Genomic DNA, 24793 nt, shown 5'->3' with positions numbered 1-24793 from the left:
CAATGTATCGGTGATGCTTACAGGGTAACCCACTTGGCACGTCTTGACCTGTGGGCTGCCTGTAGGTTTTAAACTTTAATTACTACTATTGCCCAAAAGAGCATTGCTATGCCGATTTATGCCGACAGCCCATTGTCCACATCCCGACCACTCTTCGCTTTGAAAACGGCTGCAAGCCTATGTGTCGTAGCTGGAGTGCTGATCGCGCCGTCTATCTATGCCCAAGAGCATGGACACCATGGCAGCCACGGCGAGCACAGTGCCACCGCTGATACCCACGGCGACAACACTGCCGTAGCCGCCTACCAAGCTGCCAGTGAGCGTATGCATGAAGACATGGCAATGGCGTTCACAGGAAATCCCGATGTCGACTTCGCGCAAGGCATGATCCCCCACCACGAAGGCGCCATCGCCATGGCGGAAATTGTGCTGGAACACGGCGAAGACGACGAGATCCGTCAACTGGCCGAGGAAATTATTGCCGCTCAGGAGAGTGAAATTGCTTTTTTGAAAGCGTGGTTGAAACGTCAAGGCCTCTAAACGTGATGTCGCCACTGAGTTGTGCCAATCATGTCGAGGAGAGTGCTATCCTGCCTGCCTTCATAAACAGTGAAAATAAAGGAGAAGGGCGTGTCGGGCGTTGTCTACTGGCTGGATATGGCGGGTGTCATCGTGTTCGCGCTGTCGGGCGTGATTTTGGCGTGCCGTTCGCGCATGGACCCGATCGGCATGCTGGTGTTGGCAGCGGTGACCGGTATTGGCGGGGGTACGCTGCGTGATTTAGTGCTCGGCGTTCGGCCAGTGTTCTGGGTGACAGACCCGACCTACCTGTGGGTGATTTTAGCCACCGTGGGTGTGTCGGTAATGGGTTTTCACTATATCCACCGCCTGTCGCGGGGCTTTTTGCCAATCGCTGATGCGTTCGGCCTTGCGCTGTTCACCGTTATTGGCGCCCATAAAGCACTGCTGCTGGGCACGTCTGGCATGGTGGCAGTGTTGATGGGCATGATGACTGGCGTGGCGGGCGGCATGATCCGTGATGTGCTGGCCCAACGAATTCCCATGGTATTGCGCGAAGAGATCTATGCCACCGCTGCGATGGCGGGAGGGATCGTTTACGTGGCACTGCATGCTTTGAGTGTGCCGCTCACTATAGCGATTGCCGCTTCATTAAGCGTGACATTAGGGCTACGTTTGGCGGCGATCCATTGGCATTTGGCGTTGCCGGTATTTGCCTGGGTCACGGTGCCCCCGAAAACCCATGATGAGACGGCAGCGCCGCTCTCCACGCCGCAAAAAGCTAAAGAACGAGTCAGGATGATTCGTCGTGAGCGCAAAAAACGCTAGGCAACGGTTATTTGTGTTACCTGCCATTCGCCTCCCGCCAGCGGTCAAACCAGCGGCGCGGTTGAATAAAGCGCAAGGTTGGTTCGCTGTCTTCAAGTTCAACCCCTAATCCAAGCACGCCAAGGCGCGCATAGAGCGCGCCATTGGCACTGCGGTCTGCCAGAGCGACATCCGAAAGCAGCAGTAGTGGGCCGCCGGTGAGCGTCAAGTCGCTAAGGCTAATCTGCTCGCCGCTGATCTCTAGCTGTGCAGTGCCCTCGATATCGTGAACATTTAACAGTCGCCCTAACCAGTCGCTATCCCTTGCTCGGGCGAGAAATAGCCGGGCGAGCAAGCCCGTATCGCGCATTTCCAAACGTAGTTGGCTGGCTAGTCGAACAGGGTCTTCCCACGCTAACTGCGCATCAAACATGGAAAGTTGCACCCACCAACCCGCATCCGATGAACCGTTTTCACTCTGAAGGTTAACGTTTTCCAGGCGTAGGAAAGAGTCATTAGCAGTAAAGCGGCGTGTATTCAGATCGCCGTCGGTTAGGTGCAAATACAAGTGCATATCGCCACGTAGGCGCTGATCCAGTAGCGCCAGCTCGGCACCAAAGGCGCGCAGCGTTATTTCTCCTTGGGCGTTCAAGCCCTCCAGCAGCCATTCGCTGGCTAGGCTGGCTTGCCCATCAAGCAAGGTGATGCCCGCCCCTTCTGGCAGGTAGCGGTTGTAACGGGTGAAGTCGGGCACCTCGGTAAACGGTAGCGCAATACGCGTGGTGAAGTGCTCGGGTTGGGGCGATTCAAGCACTTCGCTAAACTGCTTGGTTTGCGTGGTGAGGGCAAAGTGGCGCCCCTGCATGTGTGGGCTGTCATCGTCTTGGCGCTTTAAGTCAAAGCGGGGAATGCCAAGCGTGAGCTGGGCCTGCTCGGTGCTATCCAACTGGGCGGTGAGTTCGCCGCGTCCGGTGGTGAGATAGTCTAAAAAAGTGACTTCTAACTGGTCGGCATTGACCCGCAATCGAGTCGGTGCCAGCAGGCGGTTATCGCGAAAGGCGCCCTGAGCAAAGAGCTGGCCTTCGCCAGCAATGGCCAAACCATGGGCGTCAGGCAGAAACGCATTTAAAAAGCCTAGCCGTTGCACACTACCTTCAAGTGCAAACTGACCACTAGGCACGCTATTGCGGCGCTGAAAACGTCCGTCGGTTAACACTAATACGCTCTCTAGGCGCTCTCTAGGTCGGTCGATATCGGCCACTTGCCAGCTCAGCCGGGTGCCGCTGATGTTCAACTCTGAACCATCCATCGCTACTTGCTGGAGTGGCAGGAATAGCTGCATATCACTGGTTAACGTGCCCGCCTGTTCGCCGTGCTGCCAGCGAGTCGCTAGCCCGTTTCCAGCTAAATGCACCTCACCGCTGAGTTGCTCTGACGTCATAGTGAGCTGGCCGTGACTCGTGGCTTGGCCGCTAAGCAACTGCAGAGGTGCAGGGGTGGGTAAAATGGCCGCTAAATAGCTCTGTAACACGCTAACATCGGGCAGGCGAGCCGCTTGCCAGCTGAGCATGGCGGTGGCTTCATCAGGCGCTTTTTGCGGATTAATAGGGCTTGTGGCGATAATGTTGATGTCAGCGTCGTCAAGTAGCAGGCGCTCTTGGTGATGCAGCGTGGCATCGTTAAAGATGAGCGTGGCTTCCATTATCTCTTGCGGCGTTAACCGGGCATTGAGTGAACCGCTGCCTTGGGCGATAAAGCCGAGCGTATCGGCTGCCAGTTCCGGTGCTTGAATGTTCAGTTGAGCATCGTATGGGCGCGACTCGCGAATGCTGGCTGAGGCATCCATTTGGCCATGGCCAGAAAGGCGGATGCCCTGTTCGTCAGCATACGCCGTAAGATAACGGTCAAGCATGTCCAAACGGATGATATCGCCCTGTAATGCCAAGGTAGCCGCTGTGGGAAGGTCGAGCTGATCCAGGCGTTGATTGGGAATTTGGGTCGCCAGGCGAAGCTCAGCGTGCTCTGCATAGGGGTGCGGCTCGTCCAGTTCTACTTCAGCCAGTTCTATTTCAGCTAGCTCAACATCGGCAAGCTGGGTCGAAAAATGCAGTTGATCGCTCTCAACTGCCAAGCGAACCTGGCCTTTACCGGTGGCGGTGTGACGTGGTGGTGGGTTGTCAGCGATTAGCCAGCGGGGTGAGTCGCTTGGAGCACGTAAACGCTGCTCATCTACCGCTAAGCGCAACACTGGCGCGTCCAGCATTAATTCGCTACCGGGCTGTAACTTACCAGCGGTTAGCTCAAGTGTGCCGGTGAGTGCGCCACGCCCCTCCAGGGTTAGCCAGGGCAGGGCGTCTAAATAGGGCATAAAGACATCCCAGGCATCCGCTTGGGCATTCAACTGAAGCTGTGCCGAAAGCGCCGCCAGCAGTTTGGGGTTAAGTTGGCCACTGGTGGCGTTGACGGGGGTTATCGTGTCGAGTGTCGCATCAGCGGTAAGATCAATATCGTGCACTAGGGTTGCTTGATCACTCAGGCGAACTAAACGACCATTAGTAATGGCGAGCGAAACATTAGGGATAGCTAGGGTGTCGCGACTCAATGTGGTCTCTACTACGTGTAGCTGGCCTTCCGCTTCCAGCGCGATATCACCGACGGTCAGGCGGCGAATGCCCTCAGCATCGAGGGCATTAATATGCAGCTCGCCGCGTAGCAGGGCCAGCAAAGAGAGCGAAAGGGTCGCGCGTTCAGCCTCAATGGAGATGGGTAAGGCTTCATCTTCACGTGCGAGATACAGCCCCTCGACTTCCCAGCGGCCAGGGTGTCGGCTGGCTCCTTGCTCCCAGCGGATGTCGATGCCTTCAAATTGGGAAATGCGTTTGGGTAGCCACTGACTATTAAGCAGCCAATAGCTGCCCGCTACCCAGATCAGGATGATAAATAGCAAGCCAATCAACACCCTGAAAAGCAGTCGGGGTAGGCGATTTTTACGAGTGTTCACGTCTGACATAGTGGCTTCCCTAGCAGATAACTCCTGTTGGGGCGTGTTTTATGGCATTATGCGCGGCGTTGGGCAGTGACGGGTTTTCGATTTCAACGCTAGGCAGGCAACAAACGCCATGTTCAAGGATTTTTATACGCAGCGTGGAGAGTATGTGGTGATCTCCGCAGAGCAGGCCAGTCGCTTCGCCAAAGGCGTGGCGGGTGACTACAACCCTATTCATAATCCGGATGCACGCCGCTTTTGTGTGCCCGGTGATCTGCTGTTTGCATTGGTGCTCACAAAGTTTGGGTTGTCGCGGCAAATGGAATTTCGCTTCACCAACATGGTGGGCGCCGATACACCGCTAAAGTTCAGCGAAGCAGACGACGGTACACTTCATGTCTGTGATGAGAGCGGCAAAGGTTACTTACAGGTAGTGCGTAGTGGTGACATTACCCACGATCCCGCTGTGGTGGAAGCGTTTGCACGCTGTTATGTGGCGTTTTCAGGTAAAAATTTTCCGCACTATCTCAAACCTTTAATGGAGCAACATGGGGTTATGTTTAACCCTAAACGCCCGCTGGTGATCTACGATAGCATGGGTTTTTCACTTGAGCGTTTAGATGGTTTTTCGCCGGGATTGACGCTGAACCACTCTTCGCTAGAGGTTCACGGTAAGCGTGCCGATGCCCGCTTGGAGTTCTCGATCGAGTCCGCTGGTGAAGCGGTGGGGGTGGGCTCTAAGAAGCTTGTCGTGAGCGGCCTATGCGATTACGACGCCGATGAAATGGCCGCTATTGTAGAAGAGTTTTATCGTCTCAAGGCTGCATACGAAACCGCCTCGGCTTAAACGCTGCTGCTTGCTTAGCCTCTTGCGAGGCTAAGCGCTGTTTCTTCCCCTATTCGCTAGGCTTTTTCTCTACCGTTAAACCCACGGTGGTAATGCGGCCACCGAGTGTTTCCAGTACCGTCAGCCTCATTCCATCAATGTGTATTGAGACTCCCACCTCAGGCTGGCTGGGGAGAGTATCGCGAATCAGCGAATCCAGCGTTGTTTGTCCATCCTCTGCTTTGATCAACAAGCCATACGAATGGCATAAATCGTCTATTTTGGTGCTACCTTTGAGCTTTAGCTCCTGGTCAGGCAGTTCGTCGCTGACGACCCCAACGGCCTCTGAAAAGACACAGTCAATAAAGGCTCGTGTTTCCGGTCGTAGCACCACAAATAGATGGTCACCCGCCATTAGCTCTGTCGAGCCCCGTGGGGGGATCACATCTTTTCCACGGGTGATCATGGCGACAACGGTGGTATCCGGGAGGGCCATTTGTGAAAGCCGCCGCCCCGCCGCACGCGGGTGATCACTCAAGGTGTACTCCACAATGTCGGCATCTACTTCCTCAAGTGCGGTAATTTCAAGGCTGGCGGCTGGTACTGCCGGTGGCTTTTCGGTCAGCCTCAGTTGACGCGCTACGATAGGCAGCGTGGTTCCCTGAATAGTGGCTGAAATAAGCACCACGAAAAACACGACGTTGAAAATTAATTCTGCCCCTTCCAAGCCAAACATAAGCGGAAAAATAGCTAAAATAATGGGCACTGAACCGCGTAAGCCTACCCAAGCGACTAAGCTGGCTTCACGGGCATTAAAGCCAAACATTTTCATGATAGGGAGGACGGCGATAGGGCGAGCTACCAAAATAAGCACTGCAGCGATCAATAAACCTTCCAGCCACACATCCAGTAATGACACCGGGTTAATCAGCAGACCCAATACCACGAACATCACGATTTGGCTTAACCATGCAAGCCCGTCGTGAAACAAGAAAGTGCTACGTTGGAAGGCGATCCGGTGATTGCCTATGAACACACCGGTCAAAAAAATGGCCAAAAAACCGCTACCACCGGCGTTGGCTGAAATGCCAAACGAAAGGAAACCACAGGCCGCGACCAGCACCGGATAGAGCCCAGAAGCAACAAGGTGTATGCGGTTAATGATTTTAACTGACGCCCAACCGACCCCAATGCCCACCAGGGCGCCTACCCCCATTTGCAGCACAAAAAGCTTCAGTAATCCTAGGCCTGGCGCCATATCATTAACCAGTACCTCCAACAGCCCAACGGTTAAGAAAATGGCCATGGGATCGTTGGAGGCGCTTTCAATTTCTAAGGTCGATTTCAGCTTTTTATTAATATGTATGCCGGCATTACGCAGTAGCGAGAAGACCGCTGCCGCATCTGTAGAACCGACAATCGCACCCAGCAAAAAGCCTTCCAGCAGCGGCAGGCCTAAGATATAAGCGGCTGCTAAGCCAGTGATCAGTGCGGTGATTAATACCCCGAACGTGGCAAGTAATGAGGCAGGTTTCCAGACTTTTTTAATCGACGAAGTAGGGGTTTGAAGCCCGCCATCGAATAGGATCATGGCCAACGCCAACGTACCTAGCGCATGAGCGCCCACGGGATTGTCGAAGGCGATACCACCGATCCCACTCTCTCCGGCAAGCATGCCGATGACTAAAAAAAGGACTAGAACAGGTAGGCCAAGTCGGGCGGATAGCTTGCTCGACACAATGCCGACTAATATCAAAATGGCAGCAAGTAAAATAAGCTGATCAACGGGAAACATAAAGGGCAACCCTTTTAAACGGTACCTATCGCACGCACTGGCAGTAAGCCCTTTAGGGCCGCCAGCAACAATTAAACCACCGAGAATTAACTTGCCACGATCGGCGGCGCTCGATTGGGGGGTAACAAGGTGCGGCAGGAACACAGGTAGCTGGGGGCTACTCGGTTTAAAATAGGGCCGTAAGATAACGTCAGTAGGCGTATGTCATAGACGTTTGGCGGCAACGCATCGCCAGAAGAGAGTTCAAATAATTGTAAAAGCTCTTCATCCGCTTGACGCTTGGATGAATCATTTTGTATGCGCAATTTAGCGGGAAGCGGGGCAACACCGTAATGGGTTGACTGGCGCAGTATGTTTTCATCGGCTTGTTGAAAGACGGCAAAATGCGGTTTATGGAATTGCTCAATAGCGCCAAACAGGAGGATTAAAAAACAGCCTAAAAGCAGGCACTGGGAAGCCCTCTGAGGCGTATACCTTGTATTGTTACTACTTACCTCGTGCTGCATTAAACCTTCCCTAAGCAAGCTAACCGAGCCTCTTTTATACCTTAGGCGGGGGTTGTTTGCATTAGACAGCTAATGGCATGACATCGACTTCAACTTCCAGACGGTGTTCGCCGCCGCCGTTCATAACCCCTTTGAGCGGCGCGACATCTGCATAATCTCGCCCCCAAGCCAGCACGGGGTGCTGTTCACCAGCCACTGAGCCATTGGTGGGGTCAAGCGCCAGCCAGCCCCACTCGGGAATCCAGGTCGCCAGCCACGCATGGGAGGCATCAGCGCCGATCAGCCGCGGCTGCCCGGGCGGTGGCTGGGTTTCCAGATAACCGCTGACGTAGCGTGCGGCGAGTCCTACCGAGCGTAATGCGCCAATCGCCAGGTGGGCGAAGTCCTGACAAACCCCACGCCGGTTGGCGAGCACCTCGCTTAACGGTGTCGCCAGCGTAGTGAAGCTGGGGTCGTATTCAAAAGTGCTATAAATCAACTCATTTAGCGCTAGCGCCGCCTCAATAAGTGGTCTGCCTGGGGTGAAGCAGCTACGGGCAAAGGCGGCTAGCTCGTCGTTACGACGGATAAACGGTGAGTCCAACCGGTAGAGTTGAACGTCAAAGCTGTTGTCCTGGCTCAGCAGCTGGGCAACGTTTTCCCACGCTGGTGAAACAGTTGGCAGGGCGGTGAGCGGTTGAGTATTCAGTGGTGTTACCACGGTGACATCCAGCGTTTGATGTACCTCTTCCATGGCGAAATAGAGCACCCGGTTGCCGAATATATCGCAGCGCTCCTTTTGTACCTGCGGCGCAGGGCTAATATGCAATTTTGAAGCGCCACACTGCTGATGGGGCGTTTTGCGTGGAAGCACCCGCGCTTCACTATGGCACAACGTTACCGGAGCGCTGTAGTGGTAGCGGGTGGTATGCCGCAACGTGTAGTTCATGCGTCTGGCTCCATGCTGACTAGCTGGCGAGGTCGTTCCACATGGCTGAAATGACTTTGACTGATCGCTTCAGAAAGCGCACTCAGGGGCTCAATCAGGGCGTCCAATAGTTGTTCTAACGCCTCTTGCGCCTCGGGGGTATCCGCTAAATGGCTCAAACGATCAATATCGGCAAGATGGAGCGCTGCATTCGCCTGAATCAACAGCCTGCGTTCGGCGTTACGGTAGGGGGATGTAGTGCCGGGCAGGCGATCCATCTGGCTCTCAATGCGCTTGAGCATATAACCCACCGAGCGTGGGTTAGTCTCGTCGAACAGCAGTAGGTCAAGAATCGCCGCTGGGTGTAGTTCGCTGCGGTAGCGGCGTCGATAAGCGGTAAAGTTATCGGTGGTGGCAAGCACGACTTCCCACAGTGCCAAGCCCGGCGAATGCGGCGCATTCAGGGTAAGTTTGAGTAGCGAGAGCAAGCCCAGCACGCGATCCAGGAAGCGGCCAATATCCATGAACCGCCAGCCATAGTGGTGCGGCATGGTTTCGTTGCAGAGTCCGAAAAACGCAGCCAGCTGGGCCGATAGTCCTTCGCAAGCGCGCCGCGCCGCGCTGGCTCCCAAGCTGGGGTTGAAGGTGGCCATGCGTTGGCGCAACTGGTGCACGACCCGCCAGGAGTCGTCGCCTAAATGGTCGCGCACGCTGCGTGCATTGCGCATTAATTGCGAGAATAGTGGCTGCAGCGCTTGGGGCTCCACGTCATCGAACTGCGCCAATAGTGCCGCACGCTTCTGTTCAAAACCGATCAGTGGCGCTTGTAAGCGGTGCTCGTCGTCTTTGCTGAGTGTGGTGATATCCAGGGCTAACAGCAGCTCATCCAACAGCTGGTCGGCGATCGCGTCCTGGTCGTACTCCATTAGCCTTAGCAGTGCTTCACGCAGCAAGCGGGCGCGGGTGTCTAATCGCTCACCGTAGCGGCCTAGCCAAAACAGGCTTTCAGCCACCCGGCTGGGTAGATCCGTCCCATCCCGCGTCGCCACCACCGGGCCGCGGGCTTGGCGCAGCTGGCTGACATGCGGCTGGGGTGAGGCTGCGGTGACCCACACATCTTTGACAATACTGGTGCTCAGTGAGGGCGAGCCAGGCGCACCGACCCAGGCTAAACCGCCGGGCATCACCTGGTATTCGTCCGCCGTGCTGCGGTTGACGGTAGCCGGGGTGTGGGTCACAAAGCAGCGCAGGTTTAACGTCGTGGGCTCAAGTCGCTGCAGGTGGCTGTCAAATATCGGTGCGCTGGCCGGTTGCGTAGAGGCATCAGCGTTGGGTAGCAACAGTGTCTCACCCAGTAAGTGTTCGCACAGTGCTGGCAAGTAGTCAGCTAATACCGGGGCTTCTAAAATGCCCACACCCAGTGCGTTCGATAACGCTACACCGCCTGAACGCATAGCTTGTAACAGCCCCGGCACGCCGAGCTGCGAATCGCCGCGCAGCTCCAGCGGGTCGCAGTAAGCGTCATCGCAATGGCGTAAGATCACATCGACCGGTTGCAAGCCGCCTAGAGTGCGCAGCCAAACCTGCGTATCGCGCACCACCAAATCCTGCCCTTCTACCAACGCGATATTAAGGTAATTAGCCAAATAGGCGTGCTCAAAATAACGCGGGCTCGCTGGCCCCGGCGTTAATAGAATCAGGGTGGGATTATCGCGGTGCTGGTAGGCCATGGCGATGAGCGTTCGGTGATGCAAATCCAGGAAACCCGCCAACCTCTTTAGGGGCGCATTACGGTACATGCCGGGGAGGGCGCGGGCCATTAATATGCGATTTTCAAGCGCAAAGCCCGTACCTGACGGTGCCTGTAGCCGGTCGGACATAACTCGCCATTGTCCTTGGGTGTCCTGAATAACATCCACACCGTGAAAACCGATCGGTGCACGGTCGTTGGGTAGCGAACGATGGCAGGGCAGCAAGAGAAGCGGTGACGCAAGCAGTTCCTGAGCCGGCAACAGGCCTAGGTCAAAGAGTGTTTTGGGCCCGTATATATCGTTATAAAGGGCGGTCAGCAGGCGGCTGCGCTGAGTAAGCCCCGCCTCCAGCGCTTGCCACTGCACTTCATCAATCACCCAGGGTAGTGGGTCGAGCCGCCACGAACGCCCTTGGGTTTCATCATGCATATTAAAAATGACGCCGTTTTCGGCCAGCAGGCGCTGAATCTCTTCATGCTGCTGTAAACGCCCCGTGGGGCCCATGCCCTCTAGCGAGCCCAGTAAGCTTTCCCAGCCAGGGCGTAACTGCCCTTGGCTATCGAGCATGGCGTCATACGTGCCGGGCTGTCCCTTGCCTAGCTGGTTCAAGTAATCTTCAACGAGCCCGTTAGCCACGGGCGCGAGAAGTGCGGGTGAGACAGGGGCCGTCATTATCCTTGTAATCCTGAGAGGTAAGGGGGCGGATTATCCAGCACTGGCTATTAAGAGAAAAGCATTAGCTTAGAAACCCGCTGATTAACTATTACGCTTGGCCATACGGCGTTAAAAATCGCCTCAAAATGCTCATTTACACCCTGTAAACTCCGCTTTTTCGTTAATTTTTGCCTTGTCTGGCCTTCGCTCATTACGTTAATCAGGGGCTCCTTAGTTAAAAACATTAGCTAGGCGTCCAGCGCAGATCGAGCGTTTGTGGCAGTTCCAGGCTGGGGGTTTCCAGCTTGGGAGCTTGATGACCATGACTATGGCCACTGGCACTAAAACGCCCCAGTCGACGGGCTTCGGCTTCAAACGCATTGACCGGGAAAGTGTCGAAATTACGCCCGGTCGGATGCACCACGTAATAGGTACAGCCCGCTACAGAGCGCTGATTCCAGGTATCAATTACATCAAATACCAGCGGTGCATGAATAGGAATCTGCGGATGCAATGCCGAGGGCGGCTGCCAGGCGCGGTAGCGCACCCCGGCGACTGCTTCCCCGTTTCTGCCGGTGGCTGAAAGCGGTACCCGGCGTCCGTTGCATGTCACCACGTAGCGGTCACCGCTCATGCCGCTGACTTTGACTTCCAGGCGCTCCACCGAGGAGTCCACATAGCGAGCCGTGCCGCCTGCCGAGGCCTCTTCGCCCAGCACGTGCCAGGGTTCGATGGCTTGGCGCAGCTCGATGTCTAGCATGGGCGTATGCAAACGGCCATGCAGCGGGAAACGGAACTCCAGGAAGGGGGCAAACCACTCAAGGTCGAAGTCGAAGCCGTGGTGGCGTAAATCGGCCAGCACGTCGTCAAGATCATTCCACAGGTAGTGAGGCAGCATCCAGCGATCTTGCAGTGCGCTTCCCCAGCGCACGGGCTTGGCGCGGTAGGGCGTTTTCCAGCAGCGCGCGACAAGGGCGCGGATTAACAGCATTTGCATCAGTCCCATGCGCGCATGGGGCGGCATCTCAAAACCGCGTAGTTCTAATAAGCCGAGTCGACCGCTGTCGCTATCCGGCGAGTAGAGTTTGTCGATACAGAACTCGGCGCGGTGAGTATTGCCGGTTAGGTCAGTTAACAGGTGGCGCAGTAAGCGATCGACCAACCAAGGTTGTACTACGTCACCTTCGGGCATTTGCTGTAACGCGATTTCCAGCTCATAAAGTGCTTCGTGACGCGCTTCGTCCACCCGCGGCGCTTGGCTGGTTGGGCCAATAAAGAGACCCGAAAACAGATAAGAGAGGCTAGGGTGATGCTGCCAATAAGTCACTAAGCTGGCGAGCAGATCTGGGCGACGTAAGAACGGCGAATCGTCAGGCGTCAGGCCGCCTAGCGTGACGTGGTTGCCACCGCCGGTGCCGGTGTGGCGTCCGTCGAGCATGAATTTTTCGGTGCCCAGGCGAGTTTCTCGTGCCTCAGCGTAGAGCCGTTCGGTTTGCGCGACCAGGGTTTGCCAGCTGGCCGCAGGCATAATATTCACTTCGATCACGCCTGGGTCGGGGGTGATCATAAAGTTTTCCAGACGCGGATCCCGAGGCGGTGAGTAGCCCTCTACCATCACCGGGCAAGCGAGCTCTTTAGCACACTCTTCAACCGTACTGAGCAGGTCCAGGTAGTGCTCTAAGCTGGTGAGCGGTGGCAGGAAAATATGCAGGCGACCATCCCGGGGTTCCACGCATAGACTGGTGTGAATAATGCCACTCTCGCGATCGCTTTCTGCCCGTGGCTGCTGCTGGACATCTTCGCCTTCAGGGTGCGATGGGCTGGGGTGGCTGGATCGCCCCAGGCGTTCGGCATCGCTGATATGCAGCTGCTCAGCGTTGCGCCGGGCGACTTCGCCGTGAATATCGCCCAACTCAGGGCGCGGTGCGAACAGTGATTCAGGCTGGGGCTGCTCATCTGGGTCAGCCCAGGGCAACGCCGAAAGCGGTAAGCGCAGCCCCATGGGGGAGTCGCCGGGCACCAGGAAAAGATGGTCGCGCTTGAGTGGCCAGCGGCCGCTTTCCCAGCGGTGAGCTTGGCTGATCGAGTGGCGCAGTGGCAGAGCGTAACCAACGACTTCGTCTAAGCCTTGTTCCAATAGGCGGGCTAAACGGTGGCGCTCGGCATCGTCTTTGAGGTTGGCTTCGCGTGGGTCAACGTTAACTGGCAGCGACTGCTCTTTCCAAAGGTAGTAGTAGGCATCTTCGTACGCCGGTATCCAGTAACGTTCGGCCACACCCAGCCGCTCGCTGAGTGCCTTGGTAAAGCGTTGCACCATGGTGTTATCCACGTGCACTTTCGGGGCAGCCTCCAGGCAGGCCAGCCACCGGGGGTCGCGCCATAGCGGCACGCCATCTTTACGCCAGTAGCAGGCCAGCGCCCAGCGGGGTAGCGGTTCGCCGGGGTACCACTTGCCCTGCTGCTGCTGAATCGCGCTGCCGGGGGCGTAGGCGGCCTGAAGGCGCGTCAGTAGTGCTTCGGCCCGCTCGCGCTTGTGCTCACCGAGCGCTTCGGTATTCCACTGCGGGCTCTCCATGTCGTCGACCGATACAAAGGTAGGTTCGCCACCCATGGTCAGGCGCACATCTTGCTGAAGAAGCTCGGCATCCACGTCGTCGCCGAGGTTGCAGATACGCTGCCACTGCTCATCGCTATACGGTTTGGTGACCCGTGGGTCTTCGTGAATACGCTCCACTTCCATGGTCACATCGAACGTGACTTCGCACTTATCCGAAAAACCGGTAATGGCGGCTGCGCTACCCGTGGTGGGGGTTGCGGCCAACGGGATATGGCCTTCGCCTGCAAACAGGCCCGAGGTGGGGTCAAGGCCTACCCAGCCTGCACCAGGTAGAAACACTTCGGTCCAGGCGTGTAAATCGGTGAAATCTACTTCTGTACCGCTGGGGCCATCGAGTGCTTTGACATCGGATTTAAGCTGAATCAAATAGCCCGATACAAAGCGTGCCGCGAGGCCTAGATGGCGAAAAATCTGTACCAGCAACCAGGCGCTATCGCGGCACGAGCCACTGGCCAGGGACAGGGTCTCTTCACAGCTTTGTACACCGGGCTCCAAGCGCACCAGGTAACCGATATCGTCTTGTAGGCGCTGGTTAAGTGCGACCAGGAAATCGACGGTGGTGGTCGGTTCGCGGGGCACGCCCTTGAGCCACTCCATCAAGCGCGGCCCGGACTCGGTGATTTCAAGATAGGGGCCCAGTTCCTGGCGCAGCGCTTCCGGGTAATCGAAGGGAATCTGTTGCGCAATGTCGTCCAGGAAGAAATCGAACGGATTAATCACCGTCATCGGGGCGATCAGCTCGACGGCGATGGTTAGCTCTTTACGCGGTTCTGGGAACACCACGCGGGCGTTGAAGTTGCCAAACGGGTCCTGTTGCCAATTTAAAAAGTGGTCTTCGCCGGAGAGCTTGAGCGAGTACGACTCAATATGGGTGCGGCAGTGGGGCGCCGGACGTAGCCGAATAACATGGGGTGATAGACGCACCGGGCGGTCAAAGTGGTATGTCGTACGATGGTACAAGGCAACGCGAATGGTCATGGGCCACCCTCAAGAGAACCGTTATTAACCGGATAGTCGGCTGGGTTAGGGAATAACCGAACGTTTCGCAAGTATCGTTCCACTTTTACTTTTTTGCAGCCGCTATATTAAGTAAGGCGTTTAACTAAAGTGGAAATGGCGTTATGCACCAACTTGAAGCCAACTGGCCGCACCAAAAAAAAGCATAAAAGGGGTTTGTTGGGCGCTGATGCTCTGCCAAGTAATGTTTGAGTAGTGTTTAAGTAAGCGAACGTTGAAATATCGCAAAAGATGGTACGTATTTTGCTCTCAATTGTTTGATTGTTTTGCACGCGGCAGGCCTACACTGAGCATTGAGGAAGTTGCCGCTTCCACCCCAGCGCCAGGAGAGCGCCCATGAGCCAAGTGAATTGGAATAACTATGCGTGTCGTGATTTTTACGATGAGCTGATGGCCGCGCCCGGTCAGCCACGCGAGTCAGCGGGTGAATTGTGCAACATGTTGGCAAGGTTTAGCGCAGAAGAGTTAGCAGAGCGGAAAACGGCGGCGGAGATCGCCATCCGTACTATGGGGATTACCTTCACCGTTTATTCAGAAGGGGCAATGATCGACCGTGCCTGGCCGTTTGATATTGTGCCGCGCATTATTCCCACCAATGAGTGGCGTAAAACCGAGGCGGGGCTCAAGCAGCGCGTGCAGGCGCTAAACTTATTTATTGATGATCTCTACCACGACCAAAAGGTGATCAAGGACAAAGTGTTACCCGCTGAGGTATTGGCGCAGTCGGTTAATTTTCGCCCTCAGTGTGTAGGCATTAATCCCCCTCACGGCGTGTGGGCCCATGTGTGCGGGTCAGACCTGGTGCGCGATGGCGACGGTACGCTTTATGTGCTGGAAGATAACCTGCGCATTCCTTCCGGCGTTTCTTACATGCTTGAAAATCGCAATGTCACTAAGCGAGTGCTGCCGGAGTTATTCGCCTCGGGCAAGATTTTGCCGGTTGATGATTACGTGGCGCAGCTTTACGACATGCTAGCGTCGATGTCGCCGCGCCCTGGCGATGACCCGCAAATTGTGGTGCTGACCCCAGGGATTTATAACTCTGCCTACTTCGAGCACGCCTATCTTGCCCAGCAAATGGGTGTTGAACTGGTGCAGGGAAGTGACCTGTTAGTGGATGACGATGATGTGGTGTATATGCGCACCGTCGAGCTTGCAATTACCCACAAGTCATCAGCTACATAAGCATACCGTTGATAAAGTAAAGCCCGATGTGTTTTTTTGGCTTCTCAGTTCGTTCGATATGATAAGAGGTATCAATATGGGACAACACTGGGTGAACGAGGAAATGACTGGCTGCGACTTGGGGGACGCGCGACTGAATCAAAGGTTGGCTGTCATGCTGGAAGCACTCGGTGATCGGCCAGACAAATCACTACCCACCGCATTCCAGGACTGGGCCAATACCAAGGCCGCCTATCGCTTCTTCGCGAATGAGAATGTCAGCGAGGACAAGATTTTGGAGGGACATTTTGCCGCCTCTGCTTTGCGCATCCAAGCCACCGATGGCCCCATATTGATCCTGCAGGATACAACCGAATTTTCCTTCAAGCGCTCGTCACCTGAGAAGATTGGTTTCATCAATGAATCAACCGGGCGCAAGATGAAAGAAGGACGGCACCTTAAACATACCGTCTGCGGGCTTTTAATGCACGCTAGTCTGGCTATCACAACGGAAGGGCTGCCCTTGGGCCTGACAGCTGCCAAATTCTGGACGCGGAATAAATTCAAAGGCACAGAAGCTCTCAAGCGCAAAGTTAATCCGACCCGCGTACCCATCGAGCAGAAAGAAAGCATGCGTTGGCTCGACAACCTGCAGCGTTCTACTGAGCTTGCAGGTTCACCTGAACGGTGCGTGCATATCGGTGATCGCGAGAGTGACATTTTTGAACTCTTTTGTCTGGCTCAAGATCTTGGCACTTACTTTTTGATCCGCAGTTGCGTTGATCGTCTCGCCGAGGAGGGAGGCACTACGATTTCTCAAGTGATGGCCGAGACTCAGGTCAGTGGAACACACGATATTCACTTTCGTGACAAGCGAGGCAATCAACAGCAGGCGACCCTATCGGTCAAGCATGCAAAGATGACAGTTTGTCCACCGATTGGAAAACAGAAAAAATACCCAAAACAGAAGCTTGGTATTATTTTTGCAGAAGAGAAAAACCCGCCCGAAGGGCGTTCCCTATAATCTGGAAGTTGGCCACTAACCTTCCCGTTGCCACTCACGCCGACGCAGTGCAAAAGCTTATTTGGTATTCACGGCGTTGGAATATCGAGACATTCTTCAAGACGCTGAAAACGGGTTGCCGCATTGAGGATATACGTCTCGCTACCGCAGATCGACTTGCCAACTGCATTGCGCTCTGCTGTGTCGTGTCCTGGCGAATATCATGGTTGACTATACTGCGGCGCCAATCCTCAACGACCTCTCCTGCAGCTGTTTTTACTGATATTGAAAGAGCTCTTCTCGACCGATCAATGCCGTCAAACAGACAAGGCACACGACGCGATACAGCTTTTTATATGACCGCTGTCGCTCGCCTGGGTGGTTATCTGGATCGCTCAAGTGATCCTCTCCCAGGATCCACCGTTCTATGGCGAGGCTTCATCCGCTTAGCAGATCTCGTTGCTGGATTCCAAGCTGCCAATCCAGATGCATCATCGACTTGTGGGTAATTGCAAGACCGTCGAGGGCATGCGCCGCGTGGATGTTATTTACCGCCGTGTTGATGATGAGTTTCTAGACCCGGAAGCGTTTAACCCTGAATCTATGCTGGGCGTGGCGGGCCTGATGCGCGCTTGGCGGGCGGGTAAAGTCGCGCTGGCCAACGCGCCGGGCGCTGGGGTGGCGGATGACAAGGTGGTATACGCTTTCGTCCCTGCGCTGATTCGTTATTACCTCGATCAGGAGCCGCTGTTGCCCAACGTGCCGAGCTACCTGTGCATGTTTGAAGACGACCGCCGCTATGTGCTCGACCACCTGGATGAATTGGTCGTCAAGCCCGCTAATGAGTCGGGCGGCTACGGCATGTTGATTGGCCCGCGCTCAACCAAAGAGACCCGCGATGAGTTTGCGCAGTTGATCAAGGCAAATCCACGCAATTATATGGCCCAGCCCACCCTGGCGCTTTCTACTACGCCTACGCTAGCGAATGGGTTGCCGCAGCCGCGCCATGTGGATTTACGCCCTTTCATACTCTCAGGGCCTGAAATTCATGTCACGACCGGTGGTTTGACGCGGGTGGCTTTGATAGAAGGATCGCTGGTGGTGAACTCTTCACAAGGCGGCGGCAGTAAAGATACCTGGATTGTAGAAACCGACGATAAGGCGGCAGCGGCCGCGGTGAAAGGAGCCTAACGCCATGCTGTCACGCGTTGCTGAGAATCTTTACTGGATGGCGCGTTATATTGAACGAGCGGAAGATACCGCGCGCCTATTGAGCGTTAACAGCCACCTTATGCTGGATTTGCCGGGACGCTTGCCGTTAGGTTGGGCCCCACTTATCGAAATGACCGGCAGCCTGGAAGCCTTCACCGCACGCCATACAGACTTCGATGAGCGCAATGTCGTACATTTTTTATGTGCCGATACCGAGAATGATATTTCGATTATCTCCGCCCTCGCCAGTGCTCGCGAGAACCTCAGAACCACCCGGGATGTGGTGCCTCGGGAGATTTGGGAGGAGGTTAATCAGCTCTATCTGAGCGTCGTCGACCATGCTGAACATGGCGTTAGCCCGCGCCGCCGCGATAGCTTTCTCAAAAGCGTGATTCGTGGTTGCCAAGCGTTAACGGGGCTCATTGAGGGCACCTTGAGTCATGGCCCGGCGCGTACGTTTATTGAATTAGGGCGCCAGTTGGAGCGGGCGGATATGACGACGCGCATTGTGGACGTGCGCTCTGCCAGCTTGCTGCCGCAAAACCCTGAGGAGCTGCTGCCATTTGAAAACCTGCAGTGGATGAGTGTGCTTAAATCACTCACCGCGTATCAAATGTACCGTCAGCAGGTGCGTTTACGCGTGCGGGGACCGGATGTGCTGCGCTTTTTGCTCCAAGACCCCAACCTGCCACGTTCGATTGCCTGCAGCCTAGAAACGCTAGGTCATGAGCTTACTTTGCTTCCCCGTCAAGACCGCCCCGCGGCCACGGTTTCGCTGGTTCGCGCGGACGTAGTCGATGCCGATATCCAAGCGCTTGCCCATTCGCCGAGCAAGCTGCATGCCTTTATCGACGAGCTGCAAATTGGCTTTGCCGCCATTCACGATACGCTGAGTGCGACCTACTTTGTGAATGACGACACTGTGCCCCGAGTGGCACAAACGCAGAGTCAGACGCAAAGCCAAAGCCACGCGGGGGACAACGACAACGATTGACGGGCTAGCGCTCAACAGGGCTGGCGGCTTGGATCAGTTGATGCAGGTACGCCAGCTTATCGCGCACGGCGGGGGCGAGCACCGTCGGCGATAGGTCGAGCAGCCCCATATCCCGGTTGAGTTCGTTCACCGCTAAGCCGACCTGATGAAAAGCCATCAGCATGCTGTCCAGGCTGCCGTCGTATTCGACATGGGTAATGCCCATGTGCAGTGCGGTATCCAGCACAGCCACCATATCCAAGTAATAGGCAAAGGTTTCGGCGAAATCCTCCCAGGGGTGCATGGTGGCGTAGGCAGAGATAAAACGCTCAGGCCAGTCGCTGGGAGCGCCCTGTTGGTAGTAGCGCTCTAACGCTTCGGCATAGCTTGGCCGATGGTGGTTGCCAAACACCGCACGACACGCCTCTTCATCGCGATCCTTTACCAGTACATCCCAATAATAGTGGCCAATTTCATGACGGAAGTGACCGATGAGCGTGCGGTGTGATTCGTTCATATCGACGCGCAAGCGTTCACGCTCAACGTCATCGGCTTCTTTGACGTTAATAGTGATATGGCCCGAGGCATGGCCGGTATACACCTTCTCTTGCTTCGCGGTAGAGCGCCATAACCCCTGGTCGGGGAGGGCGTCGGCCATAAATGAAAAGCTTAGCGGCACGTTAATAGCATCGTCTTTAGTGCCGTGTGGCAGCTTGAGTAGATCGAGGGTATGAAATAGCCGCCGCTTCGCTGCTTCAAGCGCCGCCCAGCGTTCACGATGACCTTCAATATTGAGGTCGGGAATTACCTCGTTATAACGACAGCAATCGCATAGGGCATCCGCTTGGCCGTGTTCCATCACCACCATGCGGTTACAGACGTTCTCAACGGCGTAGTTGTGGCACTTCATCAGCGCTGTATCGCAACCAGGGTGTGCGCAGCGATAGCCACCGTTGTCCAACGGCTCAATCGCGACAATATTGCTACAGACGGGGCACCAGCCGACGTCTGACTGGCAGGTAAGGCAGTGGGTGTTTTCATAGAAAAGTGGATTGCCACAGCGGCAGCTGAAGGTCTGCATCGTTAATTCCCTGTGCTTAAACACGTTATGCGTAGCGTTTGCCGTGAACGGTTTGAAAAGCCACGGCGCCCCTGATTAGCCGAAGCATAGCCAGCACGGAATAACAATGGAAAGGCTAATTGACGCCATACGGCAGATTTTGTTTACTCGTAGGATACTTGGTTGACGTTAACGTCAACTTGCTGCTATACCCTGTGTTCTTGCTTACCGCGATGCGCAGCCAATCACTGCTTTATGACAGCAATCACAGCCATAACAATTACAGCCATAGCCACAACCATCACAGCCACCACAACCAAAACTATAAACAGGAGCAACGTTATGTCCGTTCGCGAAATACCCATGTATATCAATGGTCAGCCCGTACCGTCGCAAAGTCAGGAATGGCGCGATGTGGTTAACCCCGCTACACAAGAGGTCGTTGCGCGGGTGCCGTTTTGCACCGCTGACGAAGTGGAGCGTGCCATCAGTAATGCTAAGGAGGCTTTCAAGGAGTGGCGTAAAGTGCCGCTTGGCAAGCGAATGCGCATCATGCTTAAGCTTCAGGCGTTAATTCATGACAATACCGCAGAGCTGGCGGCGCTGATTACTGAAGAGCACGGCAAAACCCTGCCGGATGCGGAAGGTGAAGTAGGTCGCGGCTTGGAAGTGGTGGAGCACGCTTGCTCGATTACCTCGCTGCAACTGGGAGAGCTGGCTGAAAACGCTGCCAACGAGGTGGATGTTTACACCATGCATCAGCCGCTGGGTGTGGGCGCAGGGATTACCGCGTTCAACTTCCCCATTATGTTGCCGTGCTTTATGTTTCCGCTGGCGATTGCCACCGGCAATACCTTTGTTCTCAAACCCTCAGAGCAAGACCCAAGCTCCACTATGCGCTTAGTCGAACTGGCTCACGAAGCCGGCATCCCGCCCGGCGTGCTCAATGTGGTACACGGTGGTCCGGATGTGGCTAATCAAATTGCTGACCATCAGGATATCAAAGCGCTCTCGTTCATTGGCTCTACCCACGTGGGTTCGCTGCTTTATAACCGCGCGGCGGCAGCGGGCAAGCGGATGCAGGCGATGATGGGGGCCAAGAACCACTGCGTGGTGATGCCGGATGCTAACCGCAGTCAGGCGATTAACAACCTGTTGGGCTCAGCCTTTGGTGCGGCTGGCCAGCGCTGCATGGCCAACTCGGTGGTGGTGCTAGTCGGTGAGGCACGCGAATGGCTAAGCGACATTGTTGAGGCGGCGCGGGCGATGAAAGTGGGGCCGGGCACCCAGTTGGATGCCGATTTAGGGCCACTGGTATCGCCGGCTGCTCGTGATCGTGTGCTGCGTTTAATCGATGCAGGCGAAAAAGAGGGCGCCAAACTGATGGTCGATGGTCGCAATGTTCAAGTGGACGGCTACCCCAACGGTAACTTCGTGGGCCCCACTCTGTTTTCGGATGTGACCGCGGATATGACCATTTACCGCGAAGAGATTTTTGGGCCTGTGCTGTGTGTGGTCAGTGTTGAAACCCTCGATGAAGCGATCGAATTTATCAACGCCAACCCCAACGGCAATGGCACCTCTATCTTTACTAACTCTGGTTGGATTGCTCGCCGTTTTGAAACCGATATCGACGTGGGTCAGATTGGTATCAATGTGCCCATCCCCGTACCGGTTGCCTACTTCAGCTTCACCGGTTCGAGGGCATCAAAGCTGGGGGATTTAGGGCCTAACGGCAAACAGGCGATTGCCTTCTGGACGCAAACCAAAACCGTCACAGCGCGTTGGTTTGAACCAGAGAATGTTTCCAGTGGCATTAATAGTACGATTTCGCTTGGCTAAATGAAGCACTATTCAATGCCTGATGCTGGCCCCGCATTAAGCGGGGTCAATTGATAGCGGGTGCGGCCAAAGCCGAGCCGATGAATCGGCATATCGTGATTTAAAAGTTATCAAACAACGGCAAGCTTTCTTCCAACAGTTGTTCAATGGGGCCAAGTTGGCTTTCATGCAGCACCAGCAGGGAGTGTTCGTTCATGAAGTCCTGGGCTGGCGGCACCAGCAGCGCGAACTCACCTTCTTCAAGGTGAAACTCATGTATTTCGCGCAAACCAAGCGGCGTCATGCATTGCGAGCAGCGGTAGGTGTCATCTTCGCCATAAATCAGGCGGTGGTACATTTTAAACAGCGTATAGAGTGCCAAGCCGCCCTCAAACGCTGGCCAGCGCGCTGGTGTATGACGAATGCCGTTGGCGAGGTCTTGACCTTCTGCTCTGGCCTCTGCAATCGCATCGGCTAGCGGGGCAGCTAGAATGGCGGTTTGGTCAGCAGGTAAAGGTGTGTTGTGCTTGGAGGCGTGTTCAAAATCCTGCACTGCTCGTTTGAAGTCAGAAACGTTACTGAGGGTGTAGTCGACATGCTGAAGATCGTCGGGCTCAAACCCACCATTTTCCCAGCCATGAATGACTCTCAAGGTCATTTGGCCCCGCGTCATGGGGCGGGCCAGTAACATATGCAGCATGATCCGAATATGTAGCTGGCGCTCATCCGTATCATTTTCAAACGCTTGGTAGGGGTCAGAAAACAGTTCGTTTAGACGACCGGAGATGTGTTCTTTTGCTTCGTTATGGCTCATGTCAGTGTCCCTTTGAACGAACTGATTATTAAGCGTTATGCGCGCGGTTCTTTTATGCCAGCTATTGCAGGTCGTTACATCAGTATGGCGAGCAGGGCCGCTAATTAAAAGTCACTTAAGTTAGCGTTTTGTTACGTAAAGGCTAAGTCGTTTTTATGAGATGGTTAAACTTAACAATAAAGAGGTGATTATGTCTGCTCCATTAAGCCGTTTTAATGTACCAGAAACGTTAGATGATCTGCCCGACGATATTCGCCATACTATTTTGGCCGTCCAGGAAAAGGCAGGGTTTGTGCCTAATGTATTTTTAATGTTGGCCCATCGTCCTGCTGAGTTTCGTGCTTTCTTTGCCTACCATGATGCGCTAATGGAGCGTGAATCTGACACGCTCACTAAAGCCGAGAAAGAGATGATTGTGGTCGCTACCAGTGCGCGCAATCGCTGCTTGTATTGCGTGGTGGCGCATGGGGCACTGGTGCGCATCTATAGCAAAGACCCGCTGCTTGCGGATCAGGTCGCCATCAACCATCGCGTGGCACCGATTAGTGAGCGCCACCGAGTCATGCTCGACTTTGCCATGCACTGTGCCATTGAGGTCGGTGAAATGACCGATGAGTGGCGCACGCGCCTGCGGCAAGAAGGCTTTAGCCAAGAGGACTGCTGGGATATAGGCGCCATCGCGGCGTTTTTTGGTCTGTCGAATCGATTGGTCACCCTGGCGGGTACGCCGCCCAATGCGGAGTTCTATTTGATGGGGCGAGTGCCCCGCGCAGAGGCTGCCAACACACCTTAAATCTTACCAAGACGCGAAACTTTACTAAGGCGCGTTTTTGGTTGACGATACCGTCTTCATTCACTGTCGCCAGGGGAGCCCTGCTTGCAAGGGCTGAGAATGCGCGCTGCGCAGACCCTGGAACCTGATCCGGTTCGTACCGGCGGAGGAAGTGCGACATGCTATATCTGACGTCAGCCGTGCTTGGCGCGGCGCTATGCTGCTTTGCTTATTTAGGCCTACGGGCTCGCTGGGTGGATGGCCCCGTTGATGATTATGTGACGGCTCGCAACTCACAAACAGCTTCAACCCTTGGTCTCTCCTTTCTTGCCTCCGGCATGGGGGCGTGGATACTCTTTGCCCCGCCCGAAATTGGCGCCTTTGTTGGCCCCCTCGCATTAGCAGGTTATGCGCTCGGGTCGGCACTGCCGTTTATTGTGTTAGGACTCTACGGGCCAAAAATTCGCCGTGCGTTGCCGGAAGGGCGCAGCATCGCCGAGTTTGCAGAAGCGTGCTATGGCCCAGGCGTGCGGCGCTGGGTAACGTTAGTGTCGGTTGGCTATATGGCCTGTTTTCTGGCAGCGGAGCTCACCGCCATAGGGGCCATCACAGCGCTATTGTCAGATGTGCCGCCCGCGCTGGTGATTATTGGCGTTGCCCTCACCACTCTGGTGTATACGGCGGTTGGCGGTTTGCGCGCCAGCCTTGCCACGGACCGGTGGCAGGCATGGCTGTTGCTAGCGCTTCTGTTGGCGGTGGGTAGCGTTACGTTATGGCGCCTACCCACAATGCCTAGCGAGGCAACGCTGCCTTCAATCCCCGTTACCAGCGCGCTGAGCGTTGCGTTAACGCTGGTCATCGCCGTCACCGCAGCGAACCTTTTTCATCAGGGGTATTGGCAGCGCGTTTGGGCGGCAAGGGATGATCAAAGCCTGGGCCGTGGCGCTTGGCTAGGCGGCGGTATGACCGTCGTTGTTGTGATGCTAATTGGTGGTTTGGGCATGCTGGCGACAATGAGTGGGGTTCCCCTTGGCGAGCCGCCGATGCCGTTTTTCGCCCTGCTAACGGAGGCCCCAGCTTGGCTGACACTCCCCGCTTTAGTGCTGGCAGTCACTTTGGTAGCCTCCAGTGTTGATACGTTACAAAATGGTATCGCCTCCCTGGTGGTGTCGCGCAGCGAACAGCGGGGTGTTTCCATCGCCGCTGCCCGCTGGGTCACGATTGCATTGATGATGCCGGTAGTAGTGATTGCTTTACAGGGGTTGTCGGTACTGCGGCTGTTCTTGATTGCTGACTTACTGTGTGCCGCTATTGTGGTACCTGTGCTGCTAGGTCTGTGGCAACGCATGACCCCTTTCGCGGCTATCGCGGGAGGCGTTGCAGGATTGCTGGGCGCCATTATTCCAGGGTGGTTTAGTCAGGGCAGTCCCATCGCGGGAGTGGTAGCTGCCAGTTTTCCGGGCAGTATTCCTACGCTGGGGCCGTTTGTCGGCGCGATAGTCGCCTCTACGCTGGTTAGTGTGTTGCTCGCGAGTATGAGTAAAAACAATAAGCAGTAAGCAGGAAAGTGCTGGTCGCGATATGCTGGT

At 55.3% G+C, this 24793-nt stretch carries 17 protein-coding genes, 2 pseudogenes and 1 riboswitch; of the genes and pseudogenes, 11 read left to right on the top strand and 8 right to left on the bottom strand.

Features of this window, described 5'->3' with window-relative positions; all coding sequences use genetic code 11:
* The first annotated feature begins 108 nt into the window (after positions 1–108).
* Both Q3Y66_RS14020 and Q3Y66_RS14015 read left to right on the top strand, forming a co-directional pair.
* Positions 109–540 (top strand): DUF305 domain-containing protein, encoded by a 432-nt coding sequence (locus tag Q3Y66_RS14020; protein WP_008958076.1) that lies wholly within the window; start codon positions 109–111, stop codon positions 538–540.
* Between the two features lie 90 nt (positions 541–630).
* On the top strand, positions 631–1347 hold the full coding sequence (locus tag Q3Y66_RS14015; protein ID WP_008958075.1) for a trimeric intracellular cation channel family protein: 717 nt from the start codon (positions 631–633) through the stop codon (positions 1345–1347).
* Between the two features lie 16 nt (positions 1348–1363).
* On the opposite strand, the gene Q3Y66_RS14010 is transcribed toward Q3Y66_RS14015, so the two are convergent.
* Positions 1364–4336 (bottom strand): hypothetical protein, encoded by a 2973-nt coding sequence (locus Q3Y66_RS14010; protein WP_008958074.1) that lies wholly within the window; start codon positions 4334–4336, stop codon positions 1364–1366.
* A 109-nt stretch (positions 4337–4445) separates the two neighbouring features.
* Here Q3Y66_RS14010 and Q3Y66_RS14005 point away from each other — a divergent pair, with 109 nt between their 5' ends.
* Positions 4446–5159, top strand: a complete 714-nt coding sequence (locus Q3Y66_RS14005; protein WP_008958073.1) for a DUF3581 family protein — start codon at positions 4446–4448, stop codon at positions 5157–5159.
* Between the two features lie 49 nt (positions 5160–5208).
* Here Q3Y66_RS14005 and Q3Y66_RS14000 read toward each other — a convergent pair whose 3' ends face one another.
* The 5 genes from Q3Y66_RS14000 to Q3Y66_RS13980 all read right to left on the bottom strand — a co-directional run bounded on the left by Q3Y66_RS14000 (position 5209) and on the right by Q3Y66_RS13980 (position 14346).
* Positions 5209–6933, bottom strand: coding sequence for a potassium/proton antiporter (locus Q3Y66_RS14000; RefSeq protein ID WP_008958072.1), 1725 nt, complete (start codon positions 6931–6933; stop codon positions 5209–5211).
* 86 nt (positions 6934–7019) lie between these two features.
* On the bottom strand, positions 7020–7439 hold the full coding sequence (locus tag Q3Y66_RS13995) for a hypothetical protein (RefSeq protein ID WP_008958071.1): 420 nt from the start codon (positions 7437–7439) through the stop codon (positions 7020–7022).
* A 61-nt stretch (positions 7440–7500) separates the two neighbouring features.
* Positions 7501–8367 carry a transglutaminase family protein gene (locus tag Q3Y66_RS13990; RefSeq protein WP_008958070.1) on the bottom strand — a complete coding sequence of 289 codons (867 nt, stop codon included), beginning with the start codon at positions 8365–8367 and terminating at the stop codon, positions 7501–7503.
* Positions 8364–10769: a circularly permuted type 2 ATP-grasp protein gene (locus Q3Y66_RS13985; protein WP_008958069.1), complete on the bottom strand. Its 2406-nt coding sequence runs from the start codon at positions 10767–10769 to the stop codon at positions 8364–8366. The genes Q3Y66_RS13990 and Q3Y66_RS13985 overlap by 4 nt, the downstream gene beginning before the upstream one ends.
* 226 nt (positions 10770–10995) lie before the next feature.
* Positions 10996–14346: a DUF2126 domain-containing protein gene (locus tag Q3Y66_RS13980; RefSeq protein WP_008958067.1), complete on the bottom strand. Its 3351-nt coding sequence runs from the start codon at positions 14344–14346 to the stop codon at positions 10996–10998.
* Positions 14347–14721: 375 nt separating this feature from the next.
* On the opposite strand from Q3Y66_RS13980, the pseudogene Q3Y66_RS13975 reads away from it, so the two are divergent.
* The 5 genes and pseudogenes from Q3Y66_RS13975 to Q3Y66_RS13960 all read left to right on the top strand — a co-directional run.
* Positions 14722–15537, top strand: a pseudogene (locus Q3Y66_RS13975) (circularly permuted type 2 ATP-grasp protein); the annotation flags it as partial.
* Entirely contained in the window at positions 15503–16573 is a 1071-nt protein-coding gene (locus tag Q3Y66_RS13970) for a transposase DNA-binding-containing protein (protein WP_368411717.1), read from the top strand. The pseudogene Q3Y66_RS13975 and the gene Q3Y66_RS13970, both read left to right, overlap by 35 nt.
* The gene (locus Q3Y66_RS20980; RefSeq protein ID WP_368411716.1) at positions 16477–17061 is read left to right on the top strand and encodes a transposase; all 585 of its coding nucleotides are present in this window, start codon (positions 16477–16479) and stop codon (positions 17059–17061) included. The genes Q3Y66_RS13970 and Q3Y66_RS20980 overlap by 97 nt, the downstream gene beginning before the upstream one ends.
* A 4-nt stretch (positions 17062–17065) precedes the next feature.
* A pseudogene (locus Q3Y66_RS13965) lies at positions 17066–17743 on the top strand (circularly permuted type 2 ATP-grasp protein); the annotation flags it as partial.
* Positions 17744–17747: 4 nt separating this feature from the next.
* Positions 17748–18758 carry an alpha-E domain-containing protein gene (locus Q3Y66_RS13960; RefSeq protein WP_008957379.1) on the top strand — a complete coding sequence of 337 codons (1011 nt, stop codon included), beginning with the start codon at positions 17748–17750 and terminating at the stop codon, positions 18756–18758.
* 4 nt (positions 18759–18762) lie between these two features.
* On the opposite strand, the gene Q3Y66_RS13955 is transcribed toward Q3Y66_RS13960, so the two are convergent.
* Positions 18763–19818 carry a putative zinc-binding metallopeptidase gene (locus tag Q3Y66_RS13955; RefSeq protein WP_008957378.1) on the bottom strand — a complete coding sequence of 352 codons (1056 nt, stop codon included), beginning with the start codon at positions 19816–19818 and terminating at the stop codon, positions 18763–18765.
* Between the two features lie 321 nt (positions 19819–20139).
* Between Q3Y66_RS13955 and Q3Y66_RS13950 the strand changes: the two genes are divergently transcribed.
* A complete protein-coding gene (locus tag Q3Y66_RS13950; RefSeq protein WP_008957377.1) occupies positions 20140–21639 on the top strand; it encodes a CoA-acylating methylmalonate-semialdehyde dehydrogenase in 1500 nt (499 codons plus the stop codon).
* Positions 21640–21739: 100 nt separating this feature from the next.
* On the opposite strand, the gene Q3Y66_RS13945 is transcribed toward Q3Y66_RS13950, so the two are convergent.
* Positions 21740–22432 carry a hypothetical protein gene (locus tag Q3Y66_RS13945; RefSeq protein WP_008957376.1) on the bottom strand — a complete coding sequence of 231 codons (693 nt, stop codon included), beginning with the start codon at positions 22430–22432 and terminating at the stop codon, positions 21740–21742.
* 190 nt (positions 22433–22622) lie between these two features.
* Between Q3Y66_RS13945 and Q3Y66_RS13940 the strand changes: the two genes are divergently transcribed.
* Complete coding sequence (locus Q3Y66_RS13940; RefSeq protein WP_008957375.1) at positions 22623–23225, top strand: peroxidase-related enzyme; 603 nt, start codon at positions 22623–22625, stop codon at positions 23223–23225.
* 61 nt (positions 23226–23286) lie between these two features.
* A riboswitch (TPP riboswitch) is annotated at positions 23287–23394 on the top strand.
* Positions 23384–24763 carry a sodium:solute symporter gene (locus tag Q3Y66_RS13935; protein WP_008957374.1) on the top strand — a complete coding sequence of 460 codons (1380 nt, stop codon included), beginning with the start codon at positions 23384–23386 and terminating at the stop codon, positions 24761–24763. It overlaps the preceding riboswitch by 11 nt.
* Positions 24764–24793: the final 30 nt, after the last annotated feature.

Origin of the sequence: Halomonas sp. HAL1 (assembly GCF_030544485.1) — a bacterium.
Classification (GTDB): Bacteria; Pseudomonadota; Gammaproteobacteria; order Pseudomonadales; family Halomonadaceae; genus Vreelandella; species Vreelandella arctica.
The sequence above is the reverse complement of the archived record's forward strand: the minus strand, read 5'-3'. Positions and strand labels throughout refer to the sequence as shown.